We start from the raw sequence: 13,960 nt of genomic DNA, 5'->3' as shown, positions 1-13,960 counted from the left end.
GGACGGCGGGACCCGACTCGTCGCCGAACGGCGGACTGCCGGTCGCGGCGCAGGCCAGGACCGAGCCCAGGGCGAACACGTCGACCGCACCGGTGAGTTCACGCCCCGGGCGCCCCGACGCCTGCTCGGGTGCCATGTAGGCGGGGGTGCCGATCACCATGTCCGCACGGGTCAGCTCGGTCTGGTCGGCCGCGCGGGCCACGCCGAAGTCGATGAGCGTGGCGCCGCCGGCGGTCAGCATCACGTTGGACGGCTTGAGGTCGCGGTGCACCATGCCCAGCTCGTGCACGGCGGCCAGGCCCTCGGCGGCCTCGCGCAGCAGCGGCCACAGCGTCGACGGGGGCAGGGTGCCCCCGCAGAGCTGGCGCGCGTCGCCCAGCGTGATGCCGGGGACGTAGGCGGTGGCGAACCAGGGAGGGCCCGAGGGGCCCGCCGTCCGGTCGCTCACCAGCAGCGGGGCGGTCGAGTCGGCCGGCAGCCTGGCCAGGTTGTCCAGCTCGTGCCCGAAGCGCCGCAGGAACACCCCACTCTCGTCGGTGAGGGAGGGCAGCACCTGTTTGACGGCCACGTACCGTCCCTCGTACACGCCGAGGTACACCCGCCCCATGCCGCCCGCGCCGAGGCGGCCGAGGAGCCGCACGGGGCCGACGCGGCGCGGATCCCGCTCCTCGAGCGGCTTCGCGCCGCTGCCGCGCAGACCGTCGTGCTCGCTACCCGTCAAGGCTCCCCCTGTTCACTGAACGCGCCGGAACGCGTTCAGTGTGCACGGACCGGGCGGAGGCTGAGGCGATCTTCCGGAAAGCTTCACCGGACGCAGCCGCCGCACCCGGCCGCCCCGGCCTCGTCAGCCGGCGAGCGAGGCGAGGCGGGTCGCCGCCTCGCGCAGCACCTCGTCCTTCTTGCAGAAGGCGAACCGGACGAACGGTGCGCCCGCCTCCCGGTCGTCGTAGAAGACGGCGTTGGGGATCGCCACCACGCCCGCCCGCTTCGGCAGCTCCCGGCAGAAGGCGACACCGTCGCTCTCGCCGAGCGGCCGGATGTCCGTGGTGACGAAGTACGTGCCGGCCGGGCGGAAGACGCCGAAGCCGGCCGCCTCCAGGCCCGCCGTCAGCAGTTCGCGCTTGGCGGTGAGGTCCGTGCGCAGGCCGTCGAAGTAGGAGTCCGGCAGCGCGAGCGCCTCGGCGACCGCGTACTGGAAAGGTCCGGCGGAGACGTAGGTGAGGAACTGCTTCGCCGACCGCACCGCCGTGACCAGTTCCGGCGATCCGGTGATCCAGCCGACCTTCCAGCCGGTGAACGAGAACGTCTTGCCGGCGGAGGAGATGGTCACCGTGCGCTCGCGCATGCCGGGGAAGGAGGCGAGCGGGACGTGTTCGGCGTCGTCGTGGACCAGGTGCTCGTAGACCTCGTCGGTGAGTACCAGCAGGTCGCGTTCGACGGCGAGTTCGGCGATCGCCGCCAGTTCCGCACGGGTGAGGACCGTGCCGGTCGGGTTGTGCGGGGTGTTGATCAGCAGCAGCCGGGTCCGGTCGGTGACGGCGTCGCGGAGTTCGTCTAGGTCCAGGCGGAAGGCCCCCTCGTGCGGCCGCAGCGTGACCGGCACCCGGCGCCCGCCCGCCATCGCCACGCAGGCGGCGTAGGAGTCGTAGTACGGCTCCAGCGCCACCACCTCGTCGCCCGGTTCCACCAGGGCCAGCAGCGCCGCGGCGATCGCCTCGGTGGCGCCCGCGGTGACCAGCACCTCGGTGTCCGGGTCGTGGGCCAGGCCGTAGCGCCGCAGCTGGTGGGCGCTGATCGCCTGACGGAGCTCGGGGACGCCCGGGCCCGGCGGGTACTGGTTGCCCCGGCCGTCCCGCAGGGCCCGCACCGCCGCCTCGCGGATCTCCTCGGGGCCGTCGGTGTCGGGGAACCCTTGGCCCAGGTTGATGGAGCCGGTGGCCGCCGCGAGGGCGGACATCTCGGCGAAGACGGTCGTCCCGAACTCGGCGAGACGGCGGTTGAGGAGAGGGCGGGCGGCCCGGTCGGGGATGCTCATGGCGGCCATCCTGCGCCCAAGCTCTGGCCTTGCTCAACTCTGTGTTGATCCGTTGCCGCCTCGGGCATCACCGGAGCACGCTGCGGAGTGAGGCGCCCACGGGGGGAGCTTCGGGGGAGCGTGGAAGGAGGGCGGTGCCGTGTTGACAGCCGTCATCGTGATCGTCGTGGGCCTGCCGGTGGTGCTGCTGGTCGGCTGGGTGGTCGTCATGAGCAGGCGGGCGGCCGGCCGGCCCGTGAGGAGCGGTCGCGTCCACAGCTCGGGTTCGTCGCGCACGTCGCACTCGTTGCACTCGTCGGGGTCGTCGCACTCCGGTGACTCGACCGCCGGCGCCTGGTGGGTCGGCGGCGGCGACAGCGGTTCGTCCGGAGGGTCGTCCTGCGGCAGCGGCAGCGGCAGCAGCAGCGGCTCGTCGTCCTCGTGCGGGAGCAGCTCGTCGTCCTGCGGCGGCGGTTCCTCCTGCGGTGGCGGGGGTGGATGCGGCGGCGGGAGCTGACCCGGCGTCAACCAGGGACGCCCGCCGGGGGTGGTGATCTCCCGGCGGGCGTTCTCGCGCATTCGGACAACTGGGCGAACGCGGTATGCCGTTGAACAGTTGAGCCGAAGAGCCCACCGAAGGATGGAAAGCCGACGAAGTTGGGTAAAAACGCTGTGGCGTTGCCGGCGTTCGTGCTTTTCTCTACTCGCCGACGCAGCCCCGCGGACGGTCGCGCCTCCTGAGCGGCCGCCTTCCCGGCCGGGGCAGAACCGTCTCCCCTGGCTGCCGGCCCCAGGGGCGGCCGGTCCGACATCCCCTTCTGCGTGCCAGCGGAGCCGACCCATGCTCACGACCCTGACAACCTCCTACAGCGACACCCGTGCCTCCGACCTCGCCTGGACGCTCGGGCGGGAGCCACTGCCCGCCCTGGCCACGCTGAACCTCCGGTTCACCGACGTGCGGCTCCAGTTGCGGCTGCTCGGCGCCTCCCACCAGGTCATCCTGGAGCGGGAGGACGGCGTCTGCTCGGAGACGGTGGCCTGCATCCCCGGCTCCAGCACGCCGCTGCCGCTGGGGGTGGCCAAGCGGGTGGGCGGCTGGGAGTACGAGTTCGCCGCCCGGGTCGAGGTGCTCTCCCCGCCCGCGTTCGCCGGACGGGCGCAGGAGCTGATCGCCCTGGTCTCCGACCACCCGTACGGGCTGGTGGGAGTCTTCCCCGGCGACCCGCACGCCTTCACCGCGCTGCTCGCGCAGCGCACCCAGGGCGAAACGGTCTGGCGCACCTGGCACGCCTACCCCCAGGACCGGCAGCTGGTGGCGACACGCACCACGGTCGCCCTCGGCGTGGGCGCCGAGACGGTCGCCGGGCTCGGGCGGCTGCCGGCCGCGGCGCTCGGCTGATCCGGCGCGACCCCGGCGCGCCTCGAGGAGCGCGTGTTCGGTGGTCGCGCGCCGGGCGTGCGCCAGCACCACCCGAGTGGGTGACGAAGAGCGTTCGATCAGTGACATACGGTCGTCAGGTGATCGAACCGCACGCCCCACCCGCACCACCCGTCCACGAACCCGGGAAACCGGTGAAGGGGCCCGCGGGAAGGGCCTGCAGAGGTCGCCGCCCCGCAGGCGCGGGGCACGCGGGCACCCGGAGCGGTGCCGGTGCCGGTGACGCCGCGGGCGGCGCGGGTGCGGGTGCGGACGGCGGTGCGGGTGGGGCCGGCAGTACGGGTGGGGCCGGCGGTGCCGGTGCGGACGGCGGCGCGCGGCTGCCGCTGCGGCCGGGGACGGCCCGGTTCCTGGTGCTGGCCGGGGTGTTCGTGTGCGCCGCCTGCGGGCTGGTGTACGAGCTGGAGCTCGTCGCCATGGCCTCGTACCTGATGGGCGACTCCGTCACCCAGGCGTCCGTCGTGCTGTCGGTGATGGTCTTCGCCATGGGCCTCGGCTCGCTGGCCGCCAAGCGGCTGCGCCACCGGGCCGCGGCGGCGTTCGGCGCGGTGGAGGCCGCGCTCGCCCTGGTCGGCGGGTGCAGCGCGATGGCGCTCTACGCCGTCTTCGCCTGGACCGGTGCCTGGGGCGGCATGTGGCAGGACGGGCCCAGCTTCGTGCTGGTGGCGTTCTCCCTCGCCATAGGGCTGCTGATCGGCGTCGAGGTGCCGCTGCTGATGGAGCTGATCCAGCGGATCCGCCGGCAGGATCCGGGCGGCGCGGTCGCCGACCTGTTCGCCGCCGACTACGTGGGCGCCCTGGTCGGCGGTCTCGCCTTCCCGTTCCTGCTGCTCCCCCGGTTCGGGCAGCTGACCGGGGCGCTGCTCACCGGCGCGGTCAACGCGGTGGTCGGCGCGGCCCTGGTGCTGGGCCTCTTCGGCCGGGACCTCGGCCCGCGGGCCCGCCGGGCGCTGGTGATCGTCAACACGCTGGTGCTGGTGCTGCTCGGCACGGCGGCCGTGCTCGCGGACGACTTCGAGCGGGCGGCGGGGCGGGCGCTGTACGGCGGCGACGTCCGGGTGGCCGTGCGCACCGGGGCGCAGGACGTGGTGATCACCGGCGGCGGTCCCGCCGGCCGCCCGCTGGGCCTCTACCTGGACGGCGCGCTGCGGGTCGACGGCCGGGACGAGCGGCGGTACCACGAGGCGCTGGTCCACCCGGCGATGAACGGCCCGCGGGAGCGGGTGCTGGTGCTTGGCGGCGGGGACGGGCTGGCGGTGCGGGAGGTGCTGCGGCATCCCGGGGTGCGGGAGGTCCACGTGGTCGACTCCGACCCGGAGCTGGTGGCGCTGGCCCGCACGGATCCGGCGCTCGCCGCGCTCAACGGGCACGTGTACGACGACCCCCGGGTGCGGGTCACGGCCGACGACGCGTTCCGGCGGCTGCGGGTGGAGCGGGGCGGGCCGTACGACGTGGTCATCGCCGACCTTCCCGACCCGGGTGAGACCGCGAGCGCCAAGCTGTACTCGCGGGAGTTCTACGGGCTGGCTCGGCGCGTGATGGCTCCGGGCGGCCGGCTCGCGGTCCACGCCGGGCCCGTGGCGGGCCGGCCGCGGGCGTACTGGACGGTCGAGGCGACGCTCCGCGCGGCGGGGCTGAGAGCGGTGCCGTACCGGGTGACCGGGGCGGGAGAGCGGGAGTGGGGCCTGTTCCTCGCCGCACCCGGGCCGAAGGTCCCGCGGCTGTCGCCGGCTCCCGGGGGAGCGGGGCCGCTCACCGTGAAGGAAGGTTCCCTCACGGCGGCGGTGCGGGCGGCCGAGCGGACCCGTGTCCGGGGGCTGCCCGCCTCGACCCTGGCCCACCCGCGCTACTGATGCCGGTGCGGTTGCGGTTGTTGTCGCCGTTGCCGTTGCCGTTGCCGTTGCCGTTGCCGTTGCCGACGTGCCGGGGCGGGGCGGGCAAAACCTGTGCCAATCGGCTTTCGGCCGGGGTGCGGTTCCCGCTCTCCTCGGTAGTGTCGGGCCTCATGGAGCATGAGGTGTTCGTTCCGGTCCCCGCCGACCACCTGGCCGCCGCCCTGACCGACCCCGACCGGGTCGCCCGGGCGCTCCCCGGGCTCCAGCGGGACGCCGCGGCACGGGGCGTGGCCGGCCGGCTCAAGCTGCGCGTCGGCGGCAGCAGCGTGACCTACCGCGGCTCCCTCGGCGTCACCCGCCAGGACGACGGCGCCTTCACGGCCGAGGCCGAGGCGGACGAGGCGCGCGGCGACGGCGAGGTCAGGGCCACGGTCCGCGTGGCCCTGGACCCCCGGCCCGACGGCACCGTCCTGCGCTTCCACGGCACGGCCACCGCCTCCGGCCGCATCACCGGGTTCGACCCCGACACCGTGCGGTCGGCCCTGACCCGCCTGCTGGAACGGTTCGCCGGGGACCTGCCGGGGCAGGCAGGAGAGGATGCGGACGACGCGGCGGAGGGGAGCGGAACGGTGACGGACGACGGCCACGACGAGGTGCCGCCGAGCGCGGGCGAACCCCTGGTGCCGGAGTTCGCGCCCGGTGCCGACGGCGACTTCGACGCCCGCCCCGACGCGGACGACGCCTCCCCGGCGGCCGCCGCGGAGGTGTCCGGCCCCGCGGGCGGCGGTGCCGACGGTGCCGAGGGCGCCGCCGGCGCCGGGGAGAACGCCGCGGGCGCGGAGCCCGGTGACGCCGTCGCGGCGGCGGACGTGAGCGTGGGACCCGACGCGGAGGTGGCCGGGAGCGACGCCGGTGCGGAGGTGGACGAGCCGTCGGGCGACGCGGACGGCGCGGCAGGCCCGGCGGACGCGGACGGCGACGGAGCCGCGGGCGGGGGAGACGCCACCGGCCGGGCGGAGGACCACGCGGCGGACGCGGCGGACGCGGGCGACGAGCGGGACGCGGCGCAGGTCGCCAGGGGCGGCGACGACGGCGACAAGGGCGCCGAGGGCGGCGCCGGCAAGGGTGCCGAGAGCGCCAGGGGCGACGACGGCGACGACGGCGGCGAGAGCGCCAAGGGCGGCGATGGCGGCAAGGGTGCCGAGGACGGCGACGGCGGCAAGGATGCCGAGAGGGCCAAGGGCGGCGAGAGCGCCAAGGGCGGCGAGGGCGGCGACGACGGCGACGGTGCCGTGGGGACCGACGGCGGTGACGGGCAGCCGTCGCGGCCGTCGGTGTTCGACACGCCCGTACCGCCGCCGTCGCTGGACCCGGACGCCGACTTCGACGAGGACGGCGACGGCGACGGCGACGGCGACGACGACGTGCTGTTCCCCGAGGAGGCCGACGCCGTGGCGGACGCCGCGCAGGCGCGGCGGACGATGATCGGGCGCAGCGCGGAGGAGGTCGACCACGCCCCGCCGCGCGGCCGGTACGCGCCCGTGCCGGTGCCGCCGGCCGGGGTGGCGGACCGGACGCTGCGCTGGGCGGCCCCCGCCGCGGCGGCGCTGGCGGTGGCCGCCGGGGCGATCGCCGTGACCCGTGCCCTGCGCCGCAACCGTTGACCGCGCGGATCCGGTGCCACCCCCAGTAGGGTCGTGGGCCGTGAGCACCCATGACGACTTCACCCTGACCGCCGGGGACGCGGAGGCGACCGTGAGCCCCGCCGACGGCGGACGGATCACGAGCCTGAGGATCGGCGGCGTCGAGCTGCTGCGGCAGGGGGAGCGGTACGGCTGCTTCCCGATGGTCCCCTGGTGCGGCAGGATCCGCGACGGCCGGTTCCGCGACGGCGGCACCGTGCACCAGATGCCGCTCAACGCCGCGCCGCACGCCATCCACGGCACCGCCCGGGACAACGCCTGGCGCACCGCGCGCAAGGAACGGGACGAGGCGGTCATCACCCTCGACCTCGCCGACCCGTGGCCCTACCCCGCCCGCCTCACCCAGGTGGTGGCGCTGACCGAGGAGTCGCTGACCCTCACCCTGGCGATCGAGACCTACGGCTCCTCGTTCCCGGCCCAGCTCGGCTGGCACCCCTGGTTCAACCGGATCCTGGACGGCGCGTCCGACGGCGACGAGGGCGCGCGGATCGAGTTCGACCCTGCCTGGCAGGAGGAGCGCGGCGAGGACCATCTCCCCACCGGCCGCCGCCTGGAGAAGCCGCTGCCCGGCCCGTGGGACGACTGCTTCGGCATGCCGCAGGGGGTGGACGTCGCCGTCCTCTGGCCCGGACGCCTGGAACTGCGGGTCACCAGCCCGGAGAAGTGGGTGGTGGTCTACGACGAGCAGGACGCCGCCGTCTGCGTGGAACCGCAGACCGGCCCGCCCGACGGCCTGAACACCGCCCCGCGCCTGGTCACCCCGCTGGAGCCGCTGGAGGCCACCACCACCTGGCGCTGGCGCCACCTCTGAGCGACGCCGACGGCGGGGCGATGCCGGACGGCGGGGCGATACCGAGGTCCGGCATCGCCCCGCCGCCCAATTAGGCTGGTGACCATGAGCGACGTTCGCGGCGAGCTGCTGCAGCAGATCAAGGACAAGGCCGTGGTGCACGGCAAGGTGACCCTCTCCTCCGGGCTGGAGGCCGACTACTACATCGACCTCCGCCGCATCACCCTGGACGGGACGGCCGCCCCGCTGGTCGGCCAGGTGCTGCTGGACCTCACCGAGGACCTGGAGTTCGACGCGGTGGGCGGCCTGACCATGGGCGCCGACCCGGTCGCCGCCTCGATGCTGCACGCCGCCGCCGCTCGCGGGCGCGCCCTGGACGCGTTCGTGGTCCGCAAGGCGGCCAAGGCGCACGGTCTGCAGAAGCGGGTCGAGGGTCCGGACATCGCCGGCCGCCGCGTGCTGGTCGTCGAGGACACCTCCACCACCGGCGGGTCGCCGCTGACCGCCGTGGAGGCGGTCCGGGAGGCCGGCGCGCAGGTGGTCGCCGTCGTGACCATCGTCGACCGGGCCACCGGCGCCGCGGAGATCATCCAGGACAAGGCCGGCGTCCCCTACCGGTTCGCCTACTCCAAGGACGACCTCGGGCTCGACTGACCCGAACGGGCCGGTCACCACCGGCCGGACCGCCGGGAATCACCCGGAACGTCCGCCGCGGGCGCCACTGTCCGAGACGAGCGTCCGGGCGGACGCCCGCGTCTGGAAAGATGGGTGCCGACGACGACGTCACCAAGGTCAGGGCTGGCAAGGACAAAACCCGCAGAACCATCAAGGAGCGGACAGGATGCCCATCGCAACCCCCGAGGTCTACAACGAGATGCTCGACCGGGCGAAGGCAGGCAAGTTCGCCTACCCGGCCATCAACGTGACCTCCTCCCAGACCCTGCACGCGGCTCTTCGCGGCTTCGCCGAGGCGGAGAGTGACGGCATCATCCAGATCTCGACCGGCGGCGCCGAGTTCGCGGGTGGTCAGTACAGCAAGGACATGGTCACCGGCGCCGTCGCCCTGGCCGAGTTCGCGCACATCGTGGCGGAGAAGTACGACGTCACCGTCGCCCTGCACACCGACCACTGCCCCAAGGACAAGCTGGACGGGTACGTGCGCCCGCTGCTGGCGGTCTCCGAGGAGCGCGTGAAGGCCGGCCGCAACCCGCTCTTCCAGTCGCACATGTGGGACGGTTCGGCGGAGACCCTCGCCGACAACCTGTCCATCGCCCAGGAGCTCCTGGAGCGCGCCCGCGCCGCGAAGATCATCCTCGAGGTCGAGATCACCCCGACCGGTGGCGAGGAGGACGGCGTCACGCACGAGATCAACGACTCCCTCTACACCACGGTCGACGACGCGATCCGCACGGCCGAGGCGCTGGGCCTGGGTGACAAGGGCCGCTACCTGCTGGCCGCGTCCTTCGGCAACGTGCACGGCGTTTACAAGCCGGGCAACGTGGTCCTCCGCCCCGACCTCCTGAAGGACCTCGCGGAGGGCGTCGCCGCCCGCTTCGGCAAGGCCGACCCGTTCGACTTCGTCTTCCACGGCGGCTCCGGCTCCACCGCCGAGGAGATCGCCACCGCGCTGGACAACGGCGTCGTCAAGATGAACCTCGACACCGACACCCAGTACGCGTTCACCCGCCCGGTGGCGGACCACATGTTCCGCAACTACGACGGCGTGCTGAAGGTGGACGGCGAGGTCGGCAACAAGAAGACCTACGACCCGCGCACCTGGGGCAAGCTGGCCGAGGCGGGCATGGCCGGCCGCATCGTCGAGGCCTGCCAGGCCCTGCGTTCGGCGGGCACGAAGCTGAAGTAACCCGTCCCCTGGACGGACCTGGGCCCGGCACCCCCTCGGGGGCGCCGGGCCCTTCTCTGTCGTCCGGCGCGTTGGTCGACCGCGAGTTCGTTTCCCTCACCCGGTCACTCCTGTGTGGTACGCGGTACAGCGGATCCGGACCGGCGAGAAGTCATGACCACGACCGCAGGCGGCCACTGCCTGGCTCCTACGGCCGCTGGAAGGACGGCAGGACTCCCCGACGGCCGGCCCAGGTCCCCCACCGGAAGCGGCCGGCCCTCCTCCCGGGAGGCCGCCGCACTCAACGAGACGTGTATGTCGAGCGCCGGTGATACGGCCGGCGCGGGCGGCGGTCGCCGTCGCACGTCGGGGTCCGGGCACCGGCTGCGCGTCTGGGAAGCCCACGAGGCCGAGTCGGCCGAGGCGGAACGAGCCCGGGCCGAGGCGGCGGACCCCTGGGACAACGCAGAGTGGCGTGAGGCCGCCACTGCCCTGCGGGCCGCCTGCGCGCCGAGATCGGGAACCCGCACCGACGAGGACCGCCGCCTGGCCCGCGCCTACGCGGCCCTCGACCCCGTTCGCGTCATCGCTCACCTGCGGGAACACGGCCTCGACGACACCGTCACCTGTACGGCGCGAAGGGAGTTCTGCGAGCCACCCGTCTCGCGGACCCCCCTCACCTCACGCAGGCCTGAGCTCTTGGACTGTGCCGCTTCCAGTCCTTGCCTCTGCAGATGGTGACCACGAGGCACTGACGCTAATGTGGTAAGCGTGGATTACCTTCCCACATGACACACAGGAGATGGTCCTGATGAGCGTGACCAATGTGGATCTCGATGACGAGGCACTGGCCGCCGCCGCTGCCATATTCGGCACGAGCACCAAGCGGGACACCATCAACACCGCCCTTCGTGAGGCTGTCCGGCGTCACAATCGCCGGGCCGCGGCCGAGCGTCTTGCCGAAAGGGCGGGACGTGGAGAGTTCGAGCCGACGCGCCGGATGTGGGAGGCGCGCAAGACCGCTCAGCGTGCCATGGCGGAGGAGCTGGAAGGGCGCGAGGGCGTCGGGTGATCACGTACCTGATCGACACCGGCGCGTACATCGACCTGGTGAGTGAGCCGTCGATCCGGCGGCGGTGGGACGCCGAGATCGAAACGGGAGCCATCGGCATCTGCGAACCCACGCGTACGGAGATCCTCTACAGCGCCAGGAGCCCCTCGCACCGGGACGAGTTGGATGCGGAGCTGTCGGATCTCTTCGGCCGGGTGACGGTCCCCAAGGACGCATGGCGCTGGGTGGACGCGGCACAGTACAAGCTGACCTTGAAGGGCCGGCACCGTAGTGCGGGGCCGGTCGACCTGCTTGTGTGCGCCACGGCTGTCCGTCATGGGCTGATCGTGCTGCACCGGGACAACGACTTCGCCACGGTGGCGCGCGTCCTGCCCGAACTTGAACAGCTGGATATTCGCGGCGGACCCTGACCGCTCACGGCGGAGGGGAGTCCGTGAGACACCCACCTGTCTCGCGGACTCCCCTCACCTCACGCCGACCTGAGCCGGAGGCCTTAGGCCGACTTCAACTCCTCGTACGCCTGCGGGTCGCTGTCCTGGAGGAACTGGCGGCAGCGCTCCGCCTCCTCGGTCTCCTTGATCGCCTCGGCGGCGCGGGCCAGGGCGGCCAGGCAGCGCAAGAAGCCGCGGTTGGCGCGGTGGCTCCACGGGATGGGCCCGTGGCCCTTCCAGCCGGCCCGGCGCAGCGCGTCGAGCCCGCGGTGGTAGCCGGTGCGGGCGTAGGCGTAGGACTCCACGGTCCTGCCCGCCTCGAAGGCGTCGTCCGCGAGCATCGCCCAGGCGAGCGAGAACGTCGGGTGCGCGGCCGCCACCTCGGCGGGGGTCGCGGACTCGGCGAGCATCCGGTACGCGTCCTCGTTCTCCGGGAGGTGCGTCGGGTCGGGGCCGCCGAGCAGGTTCTTCTGTTCCGTCATGCCCCCAGTCTGCCAGGGCCTTCGCCCTCGGAGGGCAGCCGCACGACGGCCGTGCCGCCGGCCAGGTCGACGGTGGTGCGGTGCGGGGGAGCGCCGTCCTCCTCGTCGTCGCGGAGGACTAGCGACGACTGGCGTTCCTTCAGTTCGTGGGACTTCCCGGCGGACAGCGTGGCGTGCAGCTGCTCGAAGCCGGTGGCCGATATCTGCCCGGCGCGCGCCGGATTCCGCCACGGCAGCAGTCCGGCCCGGCCGGCGCGCAGCAGCGCCTGGTCCAGGAACGCGACGGCGGTCAGCGCGATGACCAGCCCCGGCAGAGTCATGAAGACGGCGAACCCCATGCCCTCAGTGTCCCCGCACGCCGTCCGCCGGGAAAGCGCCGGGGGGCGGAGCCGGCACGGTCCGCGCGGCGACGACCCCGTCCTGTGCCGCGCGGGCAGGACCCTGGTGGACGCGGCCGGACCGGGCCGGGCGTTGTCAGCGGGCCAGGCCCGACTCCCAGGCCCAGGCGGCTATCTCGACCCTGTTCCGCAGTCCCAGCTTGGCCTGGATGTTGGTGAGGTGGGTCTTCACCGTGCCCGCGCTGATGTGCAGGGCGGCCGCGACCTCCGTGTTGGTGTGCCCGCGGGAGACGAGGACGGCGACCTCCGTCTCCCGCCGGGAGAGCGGTGACGGAGGGGCCGGGGCGGCCGCCGCGGCCGGGCGGGCGAACTGCCGGAGCAGCCGGACCGTGATGGACGGGCTGATCAGGGCCTCGCCGGAGGCGGCGGAGCGGACCGCCTCGGCCAGCAGCCGCGGGCCCGCGTCCTTGAGCAGGAAGCCGCAGGCGCCGTGGTGCAGGGCCTGGTGGACGTACTCGTCGTCGTCGAAGGTCGTCACCATGACGACCGCCGGGGTGTGCGCGGTCCCGGGACGGTGCAGGTGCCGCAGCGCCTCGATGCCGTTCAGGCGCGGCATGCGGATGTCCATCAGGACGACGTCCGGACGGTGCGACTCGGTCTGCTGGACGGCCTCGACCCCGTCGGCGGCCTGGGCGACGACCTCGATGTCGTCCTCGGCCGCCAGGATCATGGCCATGCCGGTGCGGACGATCGCCTGGTCGTCCGCGAGAAGGACACGGATGGTCACCGGTGCACCTGCCGCAGGGGGAGAGGGAGCCGGAGCGCGACCTGCCAGCCGCCCCCGGTGCCCGGCGCGCCGCCGTCGGGAGCCGGGTTCGCGGTCAGTGTGCCACCGGCCGCGTCGGCCACCTCGCGCAGGCCCCGCAGTCCGAAGCCGCCGCCCGTCCGGGCGGCCTGCCCCGGCCCGCCCGGCCGTCCGTCGTCGGTGATCCGGGCGGTCACCCGGCGGCGCGAGACGTCCAGGGCCACCTGGACGGCGGTGCAGTCACGGGCGTGCTTGCGGACGTTCGTCAGCGCCTCCATGACCACGCGCTCCACGAGGTGCGCCGCGTCCGCGGGCAGGTGGGCGGCGGGGCCGCTCTCGGTGTACTCCACCCGGGCGCCGGGCAGCAGGGCGCCCTCGGCCAGGGCGCGTATCGCCTCCGCGCCCGGGACGCCGGTGCGCGGGCCGGTGTCCTCGCGGAGGGCGCCGACCATCTCGCGCATCGCGGCCAGCGCCTGTGCCCCGGTGTCCTCGATCAGCGCCAGGGCGCCCGCCACGGCCTGCGGCTTCCTGTCGGCGATCGCCCGCGCGCCCTGCGCCTGCACCACGATGCCCGAGATGTGGTGGGCGACGAAGTCGTGCAGGTCGCGCGCGAAGGCGAGCCGCTGTTCGAGCCGGACCTGCTCCTCCCGCTGCCGCCGGGACGCGGTGACCAGCCGTCCGGTGAGGCCGGCGGCCAGGGCGCCGCTGGCCACCAGGGTCAGGACGAGGGCGACGATGCTGCTGCCCTCGTCCACGTCGATCGCCAGCGGACGCAGGACGACCGCCGTCATCAGCAGCGGCAGGCCGACGACGGTGCCGGTCCGGCTGCCGCGCCGCGCCGTCACGTACAGCAGCGTGATCAGGGCCGTCGGCTCGAAGAAGGCGTAGAGGTCGGAGGCCTGGTCGAGCACGGAGCCGGGGCCGGCCGCCGCGGCGCCGAGCCGGACCGAGCAGGCGAGCGACACCAGGGCCGCGCCGCAGGCCGCCCACGCCTGCGGCCCGCCGCGCAGCCGGAGGCCCACGACCGGGAGGACCACCGCCCCCGCCACACCGGCCGACAGGAGGAGGACCACCCCGGCGCCCGGCGGGTGGAGGGAACCGGCACCGAGGTCGGCCAGCAGCGCCAGGCCCAGGACGCAGAGCAGCAGCGCGCCGGCGGCGAACCGGCCGACGGCCGCCGCACGGGGTGATCTGAACATGTCGGTCACT

At 74.1% G+C, this 13,960-nt stretch carries 15 protein-coding genes; 8 read left to right on the top strand and 7 right to left on the bottom strand.

Annotated features, from left to right (window positions below):
* The 3 genes from GBN72_RS21255 to GBN72_RS34645 all read right to left on the bottom strand — a co-directional run.
* Positions 1-721: serine/threonine-protein kinase (locus GBN72_RS21255; protein ID WP_151773770.1), on the bottom strand; the 721-nt coding region annotated here is incomplete at its 3' end.
* A gap of 123 nt (positions 722-844) precedes the next feature.
* The gene (locus GBN72_RS21250) at positions 845-2,044 is read right to left on the bottom strand and encodes a pyridoxal phosphate-dependent aminotransferase (RefSeq protein WP_151773473.1); all 1,200 of its coding nucleotides are present in this window, start codon (positions 2,042-2,044) and stop codon (positions 845-847) included.
* Positions 2,045-2,068: 24 nt separating this feature from the next.
* Positions 2,069-2,593, bottom strand: a complete 525-nt coding sequence (locus tag GBN72_RS34645; protein ID WP_174887172.1) for a hypothetical protein — start codon at positions 2,591-2,593, stop codon at positions 2,069-2,071.
* A gap of 262 nt (positions 2,594-2,855) precedes the next feature.
* Between GBN72_RS34645 and GBN72_RS21240 the strand changes: the two genes are divergently transcribed.
* From GBN72_RS21240 to GBN72_RS21205, 8 genes are all read left to right on the top strand, one after another.
* A complete protein-coding gene (locus GBN72_RS21240) occupies positions 2,856-3,413 on the top strand; it encodes a DUF2617 family protein (protein ID WP_151773471.1) in 558 nt (185 codons plus the stop codon).
* A gap of 119 nt (positions 3,414-3,532) precedes the next feature.
* On the top strand, positions 3,533-5,305 hold the full coding sequence (locus GBN72_RS21235) for a polyamine aminopropyltransferase (RefSeq protein WP_439959792.1): 1,773 nt from the start codon (positions 3,533-3,535) through the stop codon (positions 5,303-5,305).
* A gap of 152 nt (positions 5,306-5,457) precedes the next feature.
* Positions 5,458-6,951 carry an SRPBCC family protein gene (locus tag GBN72_RS21230; protein ID WP_164540775.1) on the top strand — a complete coding sequence of 498 codons (1,494 nt, stop codon included), beginning with the start codon at positions 5,458-5,460 and terminating at the stop codon, positions 6,949-6,951.
* 40 nt (positions 6,952-6,991) lie between these two features.
* Positions 6,992-7,801, top strand: a complete 810-nt coding sequence (locus tag GBN72_RS21225) for an aldose epimerase family protein (protein ID WP_151773469.1) — start codon at positions 6,992-6,994, stop codon at positions 7,799-7,801.
* 84 nt (positions 7,802-7,885) lie between these two features.
* Positions 7,886-8,434 (top strand): orotate phosphoribosyltransferase, encoded by a 549-nt coding sequence (gene pyrE, locus GBN72_RS21220; RefSeq protein ID WP_151773468.1) that lies wholly within the window; start codon positions 7,886-7,888, stop codon positions 8,432-8,434.
* 187 nt (positions 8,435-8,621) lie between these two features.
* Positions 8,622-9,644, top strand: coding sequence for a class II fructose-bisphosphate aldolase (fbaA, locus tag GBN72_RS21215; RefSeq protein ID WP_151773467.1), 1,023 nt, complete (start codon positions 8,622-8,624; stop codon positions 9,642-9,644).
* Positions 9,645-10,434: 790 nt separating this feature from the next.
* Positions 10,435-10,695: a type II toxin-antitoxin system VapB family antitoxin gene (locus GBN72_RS21210; RefSeq protein ID WP_151773466.1), complete on the top strand. Its 261-nt coding sequence runs from the start codon at positions 10,435-10,437 to the stop codon at positions 10,693-10,695.
* Positions 10,692-11,105 carry a PIN domain nuclease gene (locus GBN72_RS21205; RefSeq protein ID WP_151773465.1) on the top strand — a complete coding sequence of 138 codons (414 nt, stop codon included), beginning with the start codon at positions 10,692-10,694 and terminating at the stop codon, positions 11,103-11,105. The genes GBN72_RS21210 and GBN72_RS21205 overlap by 4 nt, the downstream gene beginning before the upstream one ends.
* An 83-nt stretch (positions 11,106-11,188) precedes the next feature.
* Here the strand turns inward: GBN72_RS21205 and GBN72_RS21200 are convergent, their stop codons facing one another.
* The 4 genes from GBN72_RS21200 to GBN72_RS21185 form a co-directional block, all read right to left on the bottom strand.
* Positions 11,189-11,608, bottom strand: coding sequence for a DUF3151 domain-containing protein (locus GBN72_RS21200; RefSeq protein WP_151773464.1), 420 nt, complete (start codon positions 11,606-11,608; stop codon positions 11,189-11,191).
* Positions 11,605-11,946: a DUF6191 domain-containing protein gene (locus tag GBN72_RS21195; protein WP_151773463.1), complete on the bottom strand. Its 342-nt coding sequence runs from the start codon at positions 11,944-11,946 to the stop codon at positions 11,605-11,607. Before GBN72_RS21195 ends, GBN72_RS21200 begins: the two co-directional genes overlap by 4 nt.
* 136 nt (positions 11,947-12,082) lie before the next feature.
* Positions 12,083-12,733, bottom strand: a complete 651-nt coding sequence (locus GBN72_RS21190) for a response regulator transcription factor (RefSeq protein WP_151773462.1) — start codon at positions 12,731-12,733, stop codon at positions 12,083-12,085.
* Positions 12,730-13,950: a sensor histidine kinase gene (locus tag GBN72_RS21185; RefSeq protein WP_151773461.1), complete on the bottom strand. Its 1,221-nt coding sequence runs from the start codon at positions 13,948-13,950 to the stop codon at positions 12,730-12,732. Before GBN72_RS21185 ends, GBN72_RS21190 begins: the two co-directional genes overlap by 4 nt.
* Positions 13,951-13,960: the final 10 nt, after the last annotated feature.

Source organism: Streptomyces abyssomicinicus (assembly GCF_008974245.1).
GTDB classification, from domain to species: Bacteria; Actinomycetota; Actinomycetes; order Streptomycetales; family Streptomycetaceae; genus Streptomyces; species Streptomyces abyssomicinicus.
The sequence above is the reverse complement of the archived record's forward strand: the minus strand, read 5'-3'. Positions and strand labels throughout refer to the sequence as shown.